Genomic DNA, 15,330 nt, shown 5'->3' on the forward strand with positions numbered 1-15,330 from the left:
ATGATCGGGAGAGAGGAACTCTTTTAGGAGGGAAACGGATGGTAATATTAGAGGCTAAAAATATTGTGAAACGTTTTGGCGGTGTTACTGCGTTAAGCGACGGCAATATAGTATGCAGAGAAGGGAAAATTACTGGACTTTTGGGAACGAATGGCTCTGGTAAGAGTACGATTTCCAAAATTATCACCGGCGTATACCTTCCGGACAGCGGAACGATTACATATTATGGACAGCAGGTTTCTTTCCGCAATCCTATAGAGGCGAAAAAGGCCGGCATCATTATGGCATTTCAGAATTTGAGCCTGATTCCGGATTTGACTGTATGGCAGAATGTTGTATTGAGCTTTGAGAAAACGAAAAAAGGATTTCTTGACAATCAGTCCGCTAAGAAAATTACAAAGGAATTGATTGATTCTTTTGTAGAAGGATTTGACATTGAGCGAAAGGTTGTGCAGCTTAATTCCAGTGAAAAACAGATTGTTGAAATTGTAAAAGCAATTTCAGAAGAGCCGAAGCTATTAATTTTGGACGAGCCTACGGCTGCGTTGGAACAGGCACAAGCACAGGCTTTGTTCAAATATATGAAAAAACTGGCGGCACAGGGAACTTCTATTATTTTTACGTCTCATCGAATGAACGAGATTATGGAAGTGTGCGACGACATTGTTGTTTTCAATAATGGCCATAATGTGGGAAGTGTTGATTTTGAGGTAGATGGAAGAAACCAAAAAGAAATCGTTAAAATGATAACAGGAGATATTCATACAGAGGATATTAGCCATACACGTACAGAGAATACAAAAGACATTCAGCTAGAAATAAAGAATCTACAGTATGAAAATATCCTGCATGATATTCAATTTTCTGTAAAAAAAGGAGAAGTACTTGGCATAGGCGGACTGCAGGGACAAGGGCAGACGGAGCTTATGCTCGCACTTGCAGGGAATTATAAAACCTTGCAGGCGGAAGTTCATTTGAATAAGGAAAAGATACGTTTAAATACTCCTGCCAACACGATAAGAAAAGGGATATTTTTAGTGCCAGGGGACCGTCAGACAGAAGGCTTAATGATGAAAGAATCCATCTATCACAATATGCTGATGCCTAAATTTGCATTAAAGAGACAGCCCTTTTTTATACCGGAGAAAAAATACCGGAAAGAGTGTGAAGAAATTGTTAAGTTGCTTTCTATTAAAACAGATTCAATTGATACAAAAGCGGATAATCTGTCAGGAGGAAATCAGCAGAAAATCGTAGTCGGCAAATGGCTTCCATTTGATATAAAAGTTCTCTTACTTTCCGATCCGGCAAAAGGAGTAGACATTGGTGCAAAGCGCGATATGTATCAATTTATTTTAAAACTGGCAAGAGAAAAAGACATCAGTGTGATTTTGTATGCCAGTGACAATGATGAATTAGTAAGATATTGTGACAATGTACTGATTATGTATGAAGGAAGCATTGTGAAGAGGCTGTCAGGTGATGCGATCAACAATGTGAACATCACAGCGGCATCCTTAAATCTTACGAAGGAAGAGGAGGTAGAGAAAGATGAATGTAAAGAGCATTAAAAAGCTGCTGCACAGAACAGAGACAGCAACGGTCATTCTCCTTATCCTTATGGTTGCTGTGATTGCATCATTGTCAGGCAATTTTTTTGAAGCATATACAATCCGCAGCAATATTATTTCATGGACTCCGCTGATTCTGCTGGCTATGGGACAGTCATTTGTCATCATCGGCGGCGGACTGGACTTGTCAAATGGGCCGGCAATGTCTCTTATATTGTGTACCTTGACTGCGGTCATGCATGCGGATTCCGATATTACAGGAATTAAGGCGTTATTCATCGGGCTTTTGGTGGCTTTGGGAATCGGCGTTATCAATGGATTCGTAGTGGGATATTTGCGGGTACCGGCGCTGATTGCTACATTTGCAACCTCTTATATCTGGCTGGGAGCAGCGCTTTTGGTGATGCCGACACCAGGAGGCGAGTGTGTAAACTGGATGCGGATTTTCTATGATTTCCAGTCAGTGGAAAGTCTGCCGGAGGGGCTGAAACAGTTCGGAGCAGTGATACCAAGTGGATTGATTCTCATCATTATAGGGATTATTGTGTGGGTGGTATTGAGTAGAAAAAAATTCGGCAGATACCTATATGCAGTAGGTTCTGATAGGGATATTGCATACCAGAGTGGGATCAATTCTGCGAAAATGCAGTTACTTACCTATGTTATTAATGCTTTGTTTATTTATGGATGCGCGTTGTTCTATGCAGCGCAGAATCAGGCAGGCTCTGCAAGAATCGGAGATCCCCTGACATTACAGTCTGTCGCGGCAGTTGTGGTAGGTGGAGTTGCACTAAGCGGCGGAACGGGAAAAGTATATATGGCAGCAATCGGAGCTGTGATTATGAGCCTGGTAAACAGACTGATCTACATATTGGAATTGCCGGCAGAATATCAGGTATTAGTAAGCGGTGCTATTATCATCCTGGCAATAACAATTTCGACTATATATGAGACGACGAATGCAAAAGCAGCAGAAAAAAGGGAGGTGAATTAAGTGGTGAAAGAGAAAAGTTTTACGGTAATGACAGAAAGGTATAAGAAGACTTTGATCGCACTGGCCTTTATTGTGCTGCTCTATGTGATCGGCGAGATAACAGTGGGCAGTTTTGTATCCGTACATGCTATTATGCAGATGATAAAGTTTGCCACTTATATTGCACTGTTTGCCTTGTGCCAGCTCTTGGTGATCTGTGCAGGAGGAGACATTGATTTGTCCGTGGGATACACTGCAACTTTGGTTGCTGTACTGTCTGCACATATTCTGGAGGGAAGCAATGCACAGCTATGGAAAGCGATTCTTATTGCGGTTGCAGTAGGAGGATGTATTGGCCTGATAAACGGATTTTTGGTAAGCTATGTAAAGCTCCCTTCTCTTGTAGTGACAATGGGAATGGCAAATGTGGCCCAGGGAATTGTGAATGTATATTCTGCAAAATATGGAATAGGCGGTTCCCCCTCACCCGTTTTAAAGACGATTACGACAGGTTCCATTGGAGTAGTCCCGAATATTATCTGGCTTTTGCTTGTGTGTACAGTGATTGCAATGATCGTTTTCTATAAAACAAAGATAGGAGTGTTGTTAAAGAGTATAGGATTTAATGCACTTGCATCTTACCGCTGCGGACTAAAAGTCCAGGTGATCCGTACAATGGCGTTTGTGGCGAGTGGAATTATAGCAGGCTGTGTCGGACTTTTACTGCTAGGAAATTTAGGACAGGCGTTTAAAGATATGGCGTCTCAGTATGTTATGCCCAGTATCGCAGCAGTAGTAGTTGGTGGTGTCTCTCTAAATGGCGGCGAGGGAAACTATATAAATGTCGTGCTCGGCGCTATGGTTCTTCAGACACTTACGAACCTTTTTGTCTCATATGGACTGGGGGATGCAGGTAAATGGCTTGGAATAGGAGCGATTCTTTTGTTGATGTTAATTTTCTATGTGCGTGAAAAAGTGAGCCGCTAAGAAGGCTCTAGTATAAAATATGGAGGTGTCATTATGAGACTTGGATTTTTAAGCTCTATCGTACCAGAACTTACGTTTGAGCAAGTGATTGATTTTGCGGCGGAAAATGGATTTGCCAGTGTAGAACTGGCATGCTGGCCATATGGAAAAGCTGCGAGAAGATATGCAGGGGTAACGCATATTGATGTGGACAGTCTGGATGATGAAAAAGTTGCATATATTAAAAAATATACGGAGGACAGAAATGTTGCCATTAGCGGATTGGGATATTATCCGAATCCTTTGTCTTCCGATCCGGAGACAAGAAAGATAGCGATTGAGCATATCAAGGCATGCATTACCGGTGCAAAGAAACTGGGAGTTCCAGTAGTAAATACATTTATAGGAAAAAACAGGACTGCTGACAACGAAAAGAACTGGGAGGAATTTTTATCCGTATGGCCGGATATTATCGCATTTGCTGATGAACAGGGTGTGAAAATCGGAATTGAAAATTGCCCGATGTATTTTAGAGATGAATGGCCGGCAGGAGATAATCTGGCGAGCAATCCAGCTTTTTGGAGAAAGATGTTCGCTGCAATCGAAAGTGACAATTTCGGACTGAACTACGATCCGTCTCATATGGTATTGCAGAGAATGGATTATCTGAAGCCTATTTATAATTTTAAAGATAAATTATTCCATTTCCATATTAAAGATGTGAAATTCTATCAGGAAAAATATGATGAAGTAGGACTTTTTGCACCTCCGCTGGAGTACCATGCGCCAAAGCTGCCGGGGCTGGGAGACATTGAATGGGGCAAAGTAATTGCGGCATTGAATGATGTACAGTACAAAGGTGATGTGATTATTGAAGTAGAAGACCGAGCATATGAGGATACGCTGGAAGACCGTCTGGAGTCTATTTTGCTTTGCAAACAGTTTATGAACCAATATGTAAGATAAAAAGGTGAATTATATGTCGGACAACAGATTATTACAAGATGTTGCAAGAAAGTTAAAAGAAAAAAATCCCGCTGTGCTCCGGATGCTGATGGGATTTGACGGCTTTGTGGATGAAGTTGTACACGTCGTGGGAAAACGCTATGACAATGAACGGTATGAACGGCTGAATTATATGGAGGAATATGGCCAGAAAATTTGTGATGCGGCGGGACTAAGCTTTAATATAGAAATGCTGCCAGTTCAGAGGAAACTTGGAGGAAACGGGCCGATTATGGCAAATTCCCTGGCGGCGCATGGATGTGATATTACATATATAGGCGCGTTGGGAAAAGAATATGTTCATCCAGTATTTCACGAACTGACCCAAAAGGTCAAAGCGGTTTCTATCAGCAATCCAGGGTATACAGATGCGATTGAGTTTCTGGATGGAAAAATTATCAGTTGTAAATTAGAACCATTAAAAGACGTAAACTGGGAAAATATAAAAGAAAAAATAGGCGTAAAAGCTCTTGCAAAGCTCATGGATGAGAGCAACTTAATCGGTTTTGAAAATTGGACGTTAGTGGTAGGAACATCAGATATATGGAAACATATTATCTGTGAAGTCATTCCAGAGATGGAAACTCAGGACAGGAAAACCTTATTTGTAGATTTAGCAGATCCTGAAAAAAGGGACAAGAAAGATATTTTAGAGGCATTGAAATATCTGGAGCAATTTGAAACTAAATTTGAAACAATTTTGGGACTGAATGAAAAAGAAGCTTATGAAATTGCAGAACTGTTTGGAAAGGAAAAGGCACAGTTTGCGGATGTACTGGAGACGGTTACATTTTTGTGGGAGAATATACACATATCTGCGGTTGTAGTTCATCCTGTAAAACAGGCGTGCGTAGCAGGTAAAGAAGGACAGTTCCTTGTGGATGGTCCTTATTGTGAATCCCCGAAGCTTACAACAGGAGCAGGGGACAATTTCAATGCGGGTTTCGTATTGGGAAGAATGTTAGGGCTTGGATATGAAGAAGCACTTATTACGGGAGTAGCGAATTCTGGATTTTATGTAAGGAATGCAAGGAGCGCTTCCTATGAAGAACTTCAAAAGTTTATTGCTGACTGGAGCAGAATGAAAGAAGCATTGTAGAGTCAAGGAGGAAAATATATGGATAAGATTAAAGTAGGCATAATTGGAACAGGCTTTATCGGACCGGTACATGTAGAAGCTGTTCGGAGACAGCCGGATACAGAGGTAGTTGCACTTTCTGAAATTAATGCGGAGCTGGCGAGAAAAAAAGCAGACGAGCTTGGGATTGAGAAAGCTTATGGGGATTATAAGGAACTCCTTGCAGATAAGGAGATTGACGTAATACATATCTGTACTCCAAATCATCTCCATTATGAAATTGCGAAGGAAGCTGTTCTGTCAGGCAAGCATGTAGTTTGCGAGAAGCCTCTTGCGATGAATACAACAGAAGGAAAAGAATTAACAGAGCTTGCAAAAAAGAATAACGTTATCTGTGCAATGCACTTGAATTGTCGTGCATATCCGTTAATACAGCAGGTAAAAGAGATGGTTGCCAGAGGAGATCTCGGAACGATTTTTGCGGTAAATGGTTCCTACCAGCAGGACTGGTTGTTTAAGGAAACAGACTATAGCTGGAGATTAGAAAAACAATTCAGCGGGGAGTCCAGGGCGATTGCAGATATTGGAACACATTGGTTTGACACGATAGAAACTGTAACAGGCTTAAAGACAGAAAAAGTGTGTGCGGATTTTGCTACATTTTATAAAACAAGAAAGAAACCATTGAAACCAGTGGAGACATATTCTGGCAAAACATTGGAGCCTAGCGACTATGAAGATGTTCCGATTGATACAGAGGATTATGCGACAGTGCTGATTAAATTTAATAATGGCGCACATGGCTCTTTTACAGTAAATCAGGTTGCGGCGGGAAGAAAGAATCGGTTGTATTTTGAAATTTACGGCAGTAAATGTGCGGTTGCATTTGACAGCGAAGAGCCAAATCAGCTTTGGATAGGAAACAGGGATGGCAATAATGAGATTATGATGAAGGATCCTTCCTTGTTATACCCTGAAGTAAGAGAGTATAACAGCTATCCAGGAGGACATACGGAAGGCTTTGCAGACGCTTCGAAGCATACGATTCGTAAGATCTATGAAGCGATCCGTGCGGGGAAAGCTGCAGATACAGATTATCCTCAGTTTGCTGACGGTTATCGTGAACTAGCTCTGTGTGAAGCAATTGTAAAATCAGCAGAAAAAGAGGCATGGGTGAAGATAGAGGATTAAAAACATACGAATACAGGAGGATATAGAAAATGAAAACAGTAAAAAAAGCGAGTGAAATGACGACAAAAGAGCTTGCAGCATATATTGATTATTCTGTATTAAAGCCGGAATTTACGGAGGAAGAAATTATTGCACTGACAAAAGACGGGGTAAAGCTTGGATGTGCGACTATCTGCATTAATCCCGGATATATGGAACTATGTGAGCCATATGTAAAGGGAACAGACACGATGCTGTGTCCGGTTACCGATTTCCCATTCGGTACAAGCTCCACACAGTCGAGAGTAGAGCAGATTGAAAATGTAGCGAAGTATGACACAGTAAAAGAAGTGGATATTGTTGCGAATTTTGGATGGCTCAAAGAAGGACTGTACGATAAAGTGACAGAGGATTTAAAAGCATGTGCAGAAGCAGTTCACAAATATGGAAGAGAAATCAAAGTGATTTTGGAAACGGATGCCCTCAATGAAGAACAGATAAGAAAAGGATGTGAATGCTGTGTGGAGGCAGGCGTGGACTTTGTCAAGACAAGCACAGGATTCCTCACAGGGTTTGAGCTAAAAGGTGCGGCGCCGGAAGTCATTGAAATCATTATGGATCAGTTAAAAGGAAGAGCAAAAGTAAAGGGAAGCGGCTGCATCCGTACAAGAGAACATTTCTTAAAATTGATTGATATGGGAATTGACCGCATGGGAGTCGGATATAAATCAGTTCCGGTAGTGCTGGATTTAGAAAAATAATTAAAACTATTTGTGATTATGTGCGTGGAAAAACCACTGTAAGTCTTGGAGTGCAAGGTTTTACAGTGGTTTTTTCGTACATTTGTCCGAAGATATCAGACTACTGTTTATAAAAGAATTATCTGGACAGAAGAAATTTTGCAAAATTTTTCTTTTAGGAAAAGATAAAGAAATTACAGAAAAGATTTGTGCTAAATATACAAAATTTATTGTGTTTTATTAACAAAATTCACTAATATTTAAAAAGGGACTTGCAAATCAATATGGAGTTAGATATAATGACAACGTAGGACAAAGACGAAGATCGGACAGGCAGGAGGAAGCAGAATGAGCAATGTTACGATTGTAGATATTGCAAATGCATGTGGCGTATCTATTAAGTCGGTATCCCGTGTGCTGAATAATAGCCCGAATGTTAGTGATGCGATGCGTGAAAAAGTAATGAATGCAGTGAAAGAACAAGGGTATCAGGTAAATATGCTTGCACGGGGGCTTAAGGGCTCACGTACCAATATTATTGTAGTATTTGCAGAGAGACATCATGAAGAACATTTAAGCATATGGCACAATATTATGTTGAAACATTTATTTTCTTATGCAAAAAAATGTGCGATGAAAATAGTCCTTTCCCCATCTAACAGTGAAAAATTTGAGGAAGATGAAACAGACGGATTTTATCTGATTGCTAACGGTATCGCAGATGGTGCAATTCTTTTAGAAAATGTGTTGCATGATGCAAGAATTGATTATTTTGAAAAACACGATATTCCTTATGTAGTGTTTGGGGAGCCTGAGGATGATAATATTCCTTATGTTAGTCTAGATAATTTTTCTGTGGGATATACAGGAGGAAATTATTTGACGGAGAAGGGATTTGAAAAAATAGCCTTTTTTATAGGTGAAAGGAAGTTTTTATCTACACAGCACCGTATGGATGGGTTTGAAAAAGCTATGTTCGAAAGTAAGAACAGAAAATATAAGATTTATACGGGAATTGATACTTTGGAGAAGGCTTATAAAAAAGCAGTTGAGGTGATTGAAAAATCGGATATTGAGGCTTTCTTTGTTTCAGGAGATGAAAGAGCTTTAGGAGTGTATCGGGGTATTTATGAGAAGGGGCTCTCTATCCCAAAAGATGTTGCTGTACTGGGAATTGATAATATCACATTGGGAGAATATTATTACCCCCCAATCAGTACAATTAATCAGGATTTTGAGATAATGGCGAAATGCTGTATTGACTATGTAATTCAAAGAATCGAGAAAACAGACGGTATGCAGGCAAAAGAATATAAATTTCCATGCAAGATCGTGGAGAGAGGCTCTTTATAAGTACCTATGTAAGCAGAACAGAGAATATAAGGCTTGTTCAGATAGTGCAGATAAATTATCTGAACAAGGTAATAAATAATTTTTTTAGCAAAAAATGACAACGTTGACATAAGGAGCAAAAATGAATATAGAGTTGGAGAAGAAGATACAAAAGAGGTTAAGGGGTATATATGGTGACAGTATAAAGGAAGAAAAAGCGCTGGCAGAGATTAAGGGAAAATTATCCCAATATCATGCAGAAACGAAACCATACAAAAGGACATTTTCTGAAAAGGACTGTATATTGATTACTTATGGAGATTCGATTGTAGACGAAAAAAACTCTCCGTTGAAAGTGCTGCGGAAATTCCTGGATAGATTTGTGCAGGATGCGATTAATACCGTACATATACTTCCTATGTATCCCTATACTTCAGATGACGGGTTTTCTGTAACAGATTATAGAAAAATAAGTACAAAATTAGGAGAATGGAAAGATATAAAGAAATTAGCAGTATCTTACCATTTAATGTTTGATGCGGTTATCAACCATGTATCGAAAGCAAGCGACTGGTTCAAAGGGTATCTGGAATATAAGGAGCCATATAAGGAATTCTTTATAACAAGCGATCCAAATGCAGACTACAGCAAAGTGATCCGCCCGAGAACCTCTCCTCTGCTTACGGCGTTTGATACAGCGAGAGGACAGAAATATGTGTGGACAACCTTTAGCGAGGACCAGATAGATTTGAATTATCAATCTACGAAACTTCTTGCCGAAATTATAGATATTTTGCTTTTATATGCACAAAAGGGGGCATCTTATATACGGCTGGATGCTATTGGATTCATGTGGAAAGAAATAGGAACAAGCTGTATGCACCTAAAGCAGACACACGAGATCATTAAATTATTTAAAGATATTTTCAGGGTGTATGCACCGGGAACAAAGATTGTAACAGAGACAAATGTTCCACACGAAGACAACGTCAGCTATTTCGGGGAAGGAGGAGATGAAGCGGATATGGTATATCAGTTTCCTCTGCCGCCGCTTACTCTTTATACTCTACTCACCGGAAATGCGGAGATCTTATCCGACTGGCTCGAAGGACTTGCTGTACCGGATAAACAAGTGACATTTTTTAATTTTTTGAGTTCGCATGATGGTATTGGAATTAGACCTACAGAAGGGATTTTAACAGATGATCAAAGGCAGATTCTTGTGAACAGTACTTTGAAAAACGGAGGTGCAGTTTCCTACAAAGATAATGGCGACGGAACAAGAAGCCCCTATGAATTGAATATCAATTACCAGGATGCTCTTGCGGGACCGGATGAATCTGATGCTGAAAGGATGAAAAAATTCCTAGCGGCAGAGACAATACTTTTGTCTTTGCAGGGGATACCGGGGATTTATATCCACAGCCTTCTGGGTTCCAGAAATGATTATTACGGAAAGAGTATTTCCGGTATCGCACGCAGAATTAACAGAGAAAAACTGGATTATGGGTATATTGCAGAGCAGCTAGAGAAAGAAACAAACAGGAAAATTATTTTTAAAGAGCTCATACGACGACTGAAAATAAGACAGAAAGAGAGTGCATTTTCACCTCTTGCAGATCAGGAAGTTATCCGAATCTGTCCGCAAGTACTGGGATTAAAACGCAGTAATATAAAGACTGGCGGAAAGATATATGTTTTAGTGAATGTTTCAGGAGAGGCCATAGATATAGAAAATAGTGAATTGTATGGAATAGAGCTTATATCTGAAAAAAGTGTGGAAGGGAAAATACAGCTAGAACCATGGGATTGTGCTTGGATACGATAGTAGAAGAAAATTAAGTAGGAAGGGAGGGCAGAGAAAATATTGCTGTAGATAGTAACCAAAAAATAAAATGATAATTTAGGAGGAAAAGATTCATGAAAAAAAGAGCAAGTAAAATTATTGCAATGATTATGGCAGCGTCTATGTTAGCGGGGTGTGGAGCAGGAGCATCGGGTGATTCAGGGAAATCAGAAGATGGCAAAGTAACAATTGAATTCATGCATGATGAGGCCGAAGAAGATCGAATGGCAGTATATGACGAGATCATAAAGGACTTTATGGCAGAAAATCCAGATATTGAAGTAAAGCAGACGGCGATATCAGAGGATGGATTTGAAGACAAAGTAAAAACTTTAATTTCAGCCGGAGAAATGCCTGCTATTGTGGCGGGGTCTACATCTCTGATGCAGTTGTTGGATGGAGAAGAGATGATAAATACTAAGGCAAACAAAGAAGTTGTGGAAGAGAGAGGAAGAGACGACTTCTATGAACAAGTATTATCGCTGCTAAATGCACAGGACGGTGAGGGAATGATAGGGGTTCCAATTTCAACCTGGGTGAATGGAATTTGGTACCGCAAAGATCTTTTTGCCGAGAAAGGACTGAATCCGCCTGAAACATGGGAGGATATACTTACAGCAGCAAAAACATTCCATGATCCAGACAATAAAATGTATGGAATTATGTTTGGAACAGAAGAAGGGGCAATTGCCCAGAATAATTTCGAGTTATTTGCAGGTTCCAACGGAGCACAGTTGTTTGATGAGGAAGGAAATGTACAGTTTACTTCACCGGAAATGAAAGAGACGATGGAATTTTATAAAGAACTATATCAGTATTCTCTTCCAGGCTCTAATGGGACTACACAGATTCGTGATGCTATGGTAGGTGGAAACACAGCAATGTGCGTATATTCAAGCTATATTTTGGCGCCTCTCTATAATGCAGAAATGGGCGAAAAAATTGGATATTGTGTTCCTGAAAATACACAGAAATCAGTATACTCATCTCCATCGATTTACACAATCTCCAATACGATTTCTGATGAGGAAACAGAAGCTGCTAAGAAATTTATTTCTTATATGTTGACAGATGAAGTAAATATAAAAGTGCTGCACATTGCACCGGGAGGTCCACAGCCAGTTATGAAATCTGTTGCGGAGAATCCAGAGTATAGAGATGCTGATGTACTGCAGGTATATGGTGAAGAGATAGATAAAATAGCAGATGCTTTGAATTACATCAACGTATTTGGAACACAGGACGGAATAACCGATTCACATATTGGAGCAATCAGCAATTCTATGATTATCAGTAAAGCAATTAACCAGATTTTAGTACAGGATCAGGATATGGACGAAATGATGCAGATTGCACAGGAGGATATGGAGAAAGAAATAAGCAGATAGAAGGAGAAAACAGATGAAGCGGTGGAAGAAAAAATCTCCATTAACAATGAAGAAAAAAGAAAGTATACTGGGTTTTCTGTTAATTCTTCCAGTTATATTATTGATTGCATTTGTAGTTTTGTACCCCATTATATATAACGTAAAAATCAGTTTCTTTGATGTAGCATTAAATCCGAATAAACCAGACATTTTTATAGGATGGGAAAATTATATTGACCTTTTGACAGATAAAGAGTTTTATAAAGTATTAGTTGTAACAATTCTGTTTGTGGCGGCTACGGTTATTTTATCAACGGCACTTGGTCTTGGAGTTGCACTGCTGTTTAACAGAAAGTTCCGTTTTAGGGGAGCAGCCAGAGCTTTAGTAATGCTTTCCTTTGTGACACCAGCTGTATCTTTGGTCTATGTATGGAAGTATATGTTCAATGGACTGTATGGAATTGTGAATTATGCGCTCGTAGATGTTCTTCATATACTAGAAACAGCACCGGCGTGGTTTGACAATATTGTATTTGCGTTCATATCAGTAGTAATATTTGATACTTGGCGTTTATATCCATATGCATTTATGACAATACTGGCAGCACTACAGACAATTGATACATCGCTGTATGAAGCAGCAAAGATTGACGGAGCAGGCGCGTGGGCGCGATTCCGCTATGTGACACTTCCGGAAATTATGCCAACAATAGCAACAATAGCTACGCTCAGAATGATATGGAATTTTTATAAATTTGACGAGATTTACCTGTTGACACAGCAACTGCCGGTAATAGGGGTATATCTATATAAAACCTCCTTCGCATCTAATGATTTTGGAATGGCAGCAGCAATTACAGTTATATTGTTTGTAATTGTTATGAGTCTTGTATTCTTGTTACGAAAGGTGGTGTTTAAGAAAAATGAGACGTAGAAAGATAATAAATGTACTCTTAAACCTATTAGTTGTTGCGATACTGATTGTGACACTCTTTCCGTTCTTCATTATGCTGACCACGGCCTTGAAAACAGATGCAGCATCTGTAGCTTATCCGCCTGAATTATGGCCTGGTGAAATAACGTTCCAGCATTTTCAGGATATTGTAAATCCAATGATATTTCCATTTTTCAGGTATTTGGCAAACAGCTTTCTTATAGCGTTTATTACGGCTGTTGCATCAGTAATTATATGTAGCTTGGGAGGATACAGTCTGGCAAAATTAAACTTCTTCGGAAAGAGACAGATACACAATGTGACATTAGTTGTGTACATGTTTTCTGGTATTCTTCTGATTGTACCATTGTTCCAAATTTTTAATTCAATTGGGTTAATTGATAATCGGTTTGCTGTAATACTCGCCTGTCTGGTGTCCAGTATGCCGGCGGCATTGTCTATGCTGGTTTCCTATTTCCAAAAAATACCGGACTCTATCGAAGAAGCAGCACGAATCGACGGATTGAATCGAGTACAGGTGATTTTTAAAGTGGTAATGCCGCTGTCAGTCCCAGGAATCATGTCCGTATTTTCCTATGTGTTTATGCAGGCATGGAACAATTTCCTTTTTGCTAATACATTCCTTTCTTCTATGGAAAAACAAACGCTGATTATTGGTATGAGGAATTTGTTTACATCACAAGATTATGTCTGGGGAAGAATGATGGTAGCGTCACTTCTGACTGCAATTCCAGTAATTATTGTGTTTTCCTTAGTGGAACGGTTTATTTCAGGAGGAAGACTGGATGGAGGAGTGAAAGGATAAATGAGAGTATTATTTATTGATATTGATACGTTGCGTCCGGACCATTTGGGATGCTATGGGTATGGCAGGAATACATCGCCTAATATTGATTCCATTGCAGATGAAGGAGTCTGTTTCGATAATTATTACTGTTCGGACGCCCCATGTCTGCCTTCACGCGCTGCCTTGATTACAGGGCAGTGCGGAATAAGGACGGGAGTTGTAGGACATGGTGGAACGGCAGCAGATATGCGTCCCTGGGGACCAGAAAGAGAATTTCGGGATGTAAGAAGTATGGGAAGTCTGTTTACGCAGATGCGCAGAGCAGGGTTGTATACGATTTCTTTTAGTTCCTTCCCAGAACGACATACAGCATGGTGGTTCAATGCAGGATTAAATGAATGTCATAACTGCGGCGGTGTGGGGCACGAATCGGCAGAGGCGGTTACTCCGTCAGTCCTGGAATGGCTTAAAAGCAATGGAAAGAAAAAAGATTGGTTTTTGCATGTACACTATTGGGATCCGCACGGACCTTACAGAACACCGGAGGAATTCGGCAATCCATTTGAAAATACTCCTTTACCAGACAACTGGATAGATAAAGAACGGTTTCAGGAGCATCTACAGCATGTGGGGCCTCATGGGGCAAATGAAATTTACATGTGGAATGATAAGGCGGATCCTAATTATCCCAGATATCCAGGAAAATTAGAGAATCTCAAAGACGTAAAATACTTTATCGATCAGTATGACTGCGGTATCAGTTATGCTGACCAACATGTAGGAAAAATTCTTTTTTTATTGAAAGAGATGCAATTATATGATGAAGAGCTTGCGGTAATTGTCACATCCGATCATGGAGAGAATCTAGGAGAACTTGGAATTTATGGAGAGCATGCTACAGCGGATATGGCAACAGGACGCATTCCGATGATTATAAAGTGGCCGGGCGGCTTAAAAGGTATACATGACTTTGAACTGCACAGTAATATAGATTTGCTGCCTACTTTAAGAGAACTACTAGATATAGAAAATAAGCCGGCTATGTTTAAGCATATGGAAATACCAGAAGGACATTATGACGGAAGTAGTTATGCCAAGACAATTCGAACAGGAGAAAAGGCAGGGAAAAAGGGAGTTATCATAAGTCAATGCGCACATGTATGCCAGAGAAGCGTCAGATTTGATGAATATCTCTATATCAGGACGTACCATGGAGGGTATCATCTGTTTGAAAGAGAAATGCTTTTTGATGTACGCAAGAGTACACATGAATTGGAAAATATAGCAGAAAAATACCCAGAGCTTTGCGAAAAGGCTGCAAAGATACTTCTGGACTGGCAAGACGATATGATGAAAAAATCCCAGTATCAGATCGATCCTTTATGGACCGTAATGAAAGAAAACGGACCTTATCATATACACGGGCAATTGGAGGCATATATAGAAAGGCTGGAAAATACACCGAGAAAGTCAAAGATAGGAAAACTTAGAAAACAGTATAGAACAGAACTGTAAAAATGGCTTTATTTTTTAGTTTTAC

General features: G+C 39.8%; 13 protein-coding genes. All 13 read left to right on the forward strand.

What is annotated here, in order from left to right:
- The first annotated feature begins 38 nt into the window (after positions 1-38).
- The 13 genes from H8S37_RS16890 (at position 39) to H8S37_RS16950 (ending at position 15,305) form a co-directional block, all read left to right on the forward strand.
- Positions 39-1,571, forward strand: coding sequence for a sugar ABC transporter ATP-binding protein (locus tag H8S37_RS16890; RefSeq protein WP_186877243.1), 1,533 nt, complete (start codon positions 39-41; stop codon positions 1,569-1,571).
- On the forward strand, positions 1,552-2,565 hold the full coding sequence (locus H8S37_RS16895; protein WP_186877244.1) for an ABC transporter permease: 1,014 nt from the start codon (positions 1,552-1,554) through the stop codon (positions 2,563-2,565). The genes H8S37_RS16890 and H8S37_RS16895 overlap by 20 nt, the downstream gene beginning before the upstream one ends.
- The gene (locus H8S37_RS16900) at positions 2,566-3,531 is read left to right on the forward strand and encodes an ABC transporter permease (RefSeq protein WP_186877245.1); all 966 of its coding nucleotides are present in this window, start codon (positions 2,566-2,568) and stop codon (positions 3,529-3,531) included. It abuts the gene before it with no gap.
- 33 nt (positions 3,532-3,564) lie between these two features.
- Positions 3,565-4,476, forward strand: coding sequence for a sugar phosphate isomerase/epimerase family protein (locus H8S37_RS16905; protein WP_186877246.1), 912 nt, complete (start codon positions 3,565-3,567; stop codon positions 4,474-4,476).
- Between the two features lie 13 nt (positions 4,477-4,489).
- Entirely contained in the window at positions 4,490-5,614 is a 1,125-nt protein-coding gene (locus tag H8S37_RS16910) for a PfkB family carbohydrate kinase (RefSeq protein ID WP_186877247.1), read from the forward strand.
- A gap of 18 nt (positions 5,615-5,632) precedes the next feature.
- Entirely contained in the window at positions 5,633-6,784 is a 1,152-nt protein-coding gene (locus tag H8S37_RS16915; RefSeq protein ID WP_186877248.1) for a Gfo/Idh/MocA family protein, read from the forward strand.
- 29 nt (positions 6,785-6,813) lie between these two features.
- Positions 6,814-7,524, forward strand: a complete 711-nt coding sequence (gene deoC, locus H8S37_RS16920) for a deoxyribose-phosphate aldolase (protein ID WP_186877249.1) — start codon at positions 6,814-6,816, stop codon at positions 7,522-7,524.
- Positions 7,525-7,851: 327 nt separating this feature from the next.
- Positions 7,852-8,856 (forward strand): LacI family DNA-binding transcriptional regulator, encoded by a 1,005-nt coding sequence (locus H8S37_RS16925; protein ID WP_186877250.1) that lies wholly within the window; start codon positions 7,852-7,854, stop codon positions 8,854-8,856.
- Between the two features lie 121 nt (positions 8,857-8,977).
- A complete protein-coding gene (locus tag H8S37_RS16930; protein WP_186877251.1) occupies positions 8,978-10,663 on the forward strand; it encodes a sugar phosphorylase in 1,686 nt (561 codons plus the stop codon).
- Between the two features lie 92 nt (positions 10,664-10,755).
- Positions 10,756-12,069 (forward strand): ABC transporter substrate-binding protein, encoded by a 1,314-nt coding sequence (locus H8S37_RS16935; RefSeq protein ID WP_186877252.1) that lies wholly within the window; start codon positions 10,756-10,758, stop codon positions 12,067-12,069.
- A gap of 13 nt (positions 12,070-12,082) precedes the next feature.
- Positions 12,083-12,982 carry a carbohydrate ABC transporter permease gene (locus H8S37_RS16940; protein WP_243207241.1) on the forward strand — a complete coding sequence of 300 codons (900 nt, stop codon included), beginning with the start codon at positions 12,083-12,085 and terminating at the stop codon, positions 12,980-12,982.
- Positions 12,972-13,808 carry a carbohydrate ABC transporter permease gene (locus H8S37_RS16945; protein ID WP_186877253.1) on the forward strand — a complete coding sequence of 279 codons (837 nt, stop codon included), beginning with the start codon at positions 12,972-12,974 and terminating at the stop codon, positions 13,806-13,808. Before H8S37_RS16940 ends, H8S37_RS16945 begins: the two co-directional genes overlap by 11 nt.
- Entirely contained in the window at positions 13,809-15,305 is a 1,497-nt protein-coding gene (locus H8S37_RS16950) for a sulfatase (protein ID WP_186877254.1), read from the forward strand.
- The last annotated feature ends 25 nt before the right edge of the window (positions 15,306-15,330 follow it).

It is taken from the genome of Mediterraneibacter hominis (assembly GCF_014287475.1).
GTDB lineage: Bacteria > Bacillota > Clostridia > Lachnospirales > Lachnospiraceae > Mediterraneibacter > Mediterraneibacter hominis.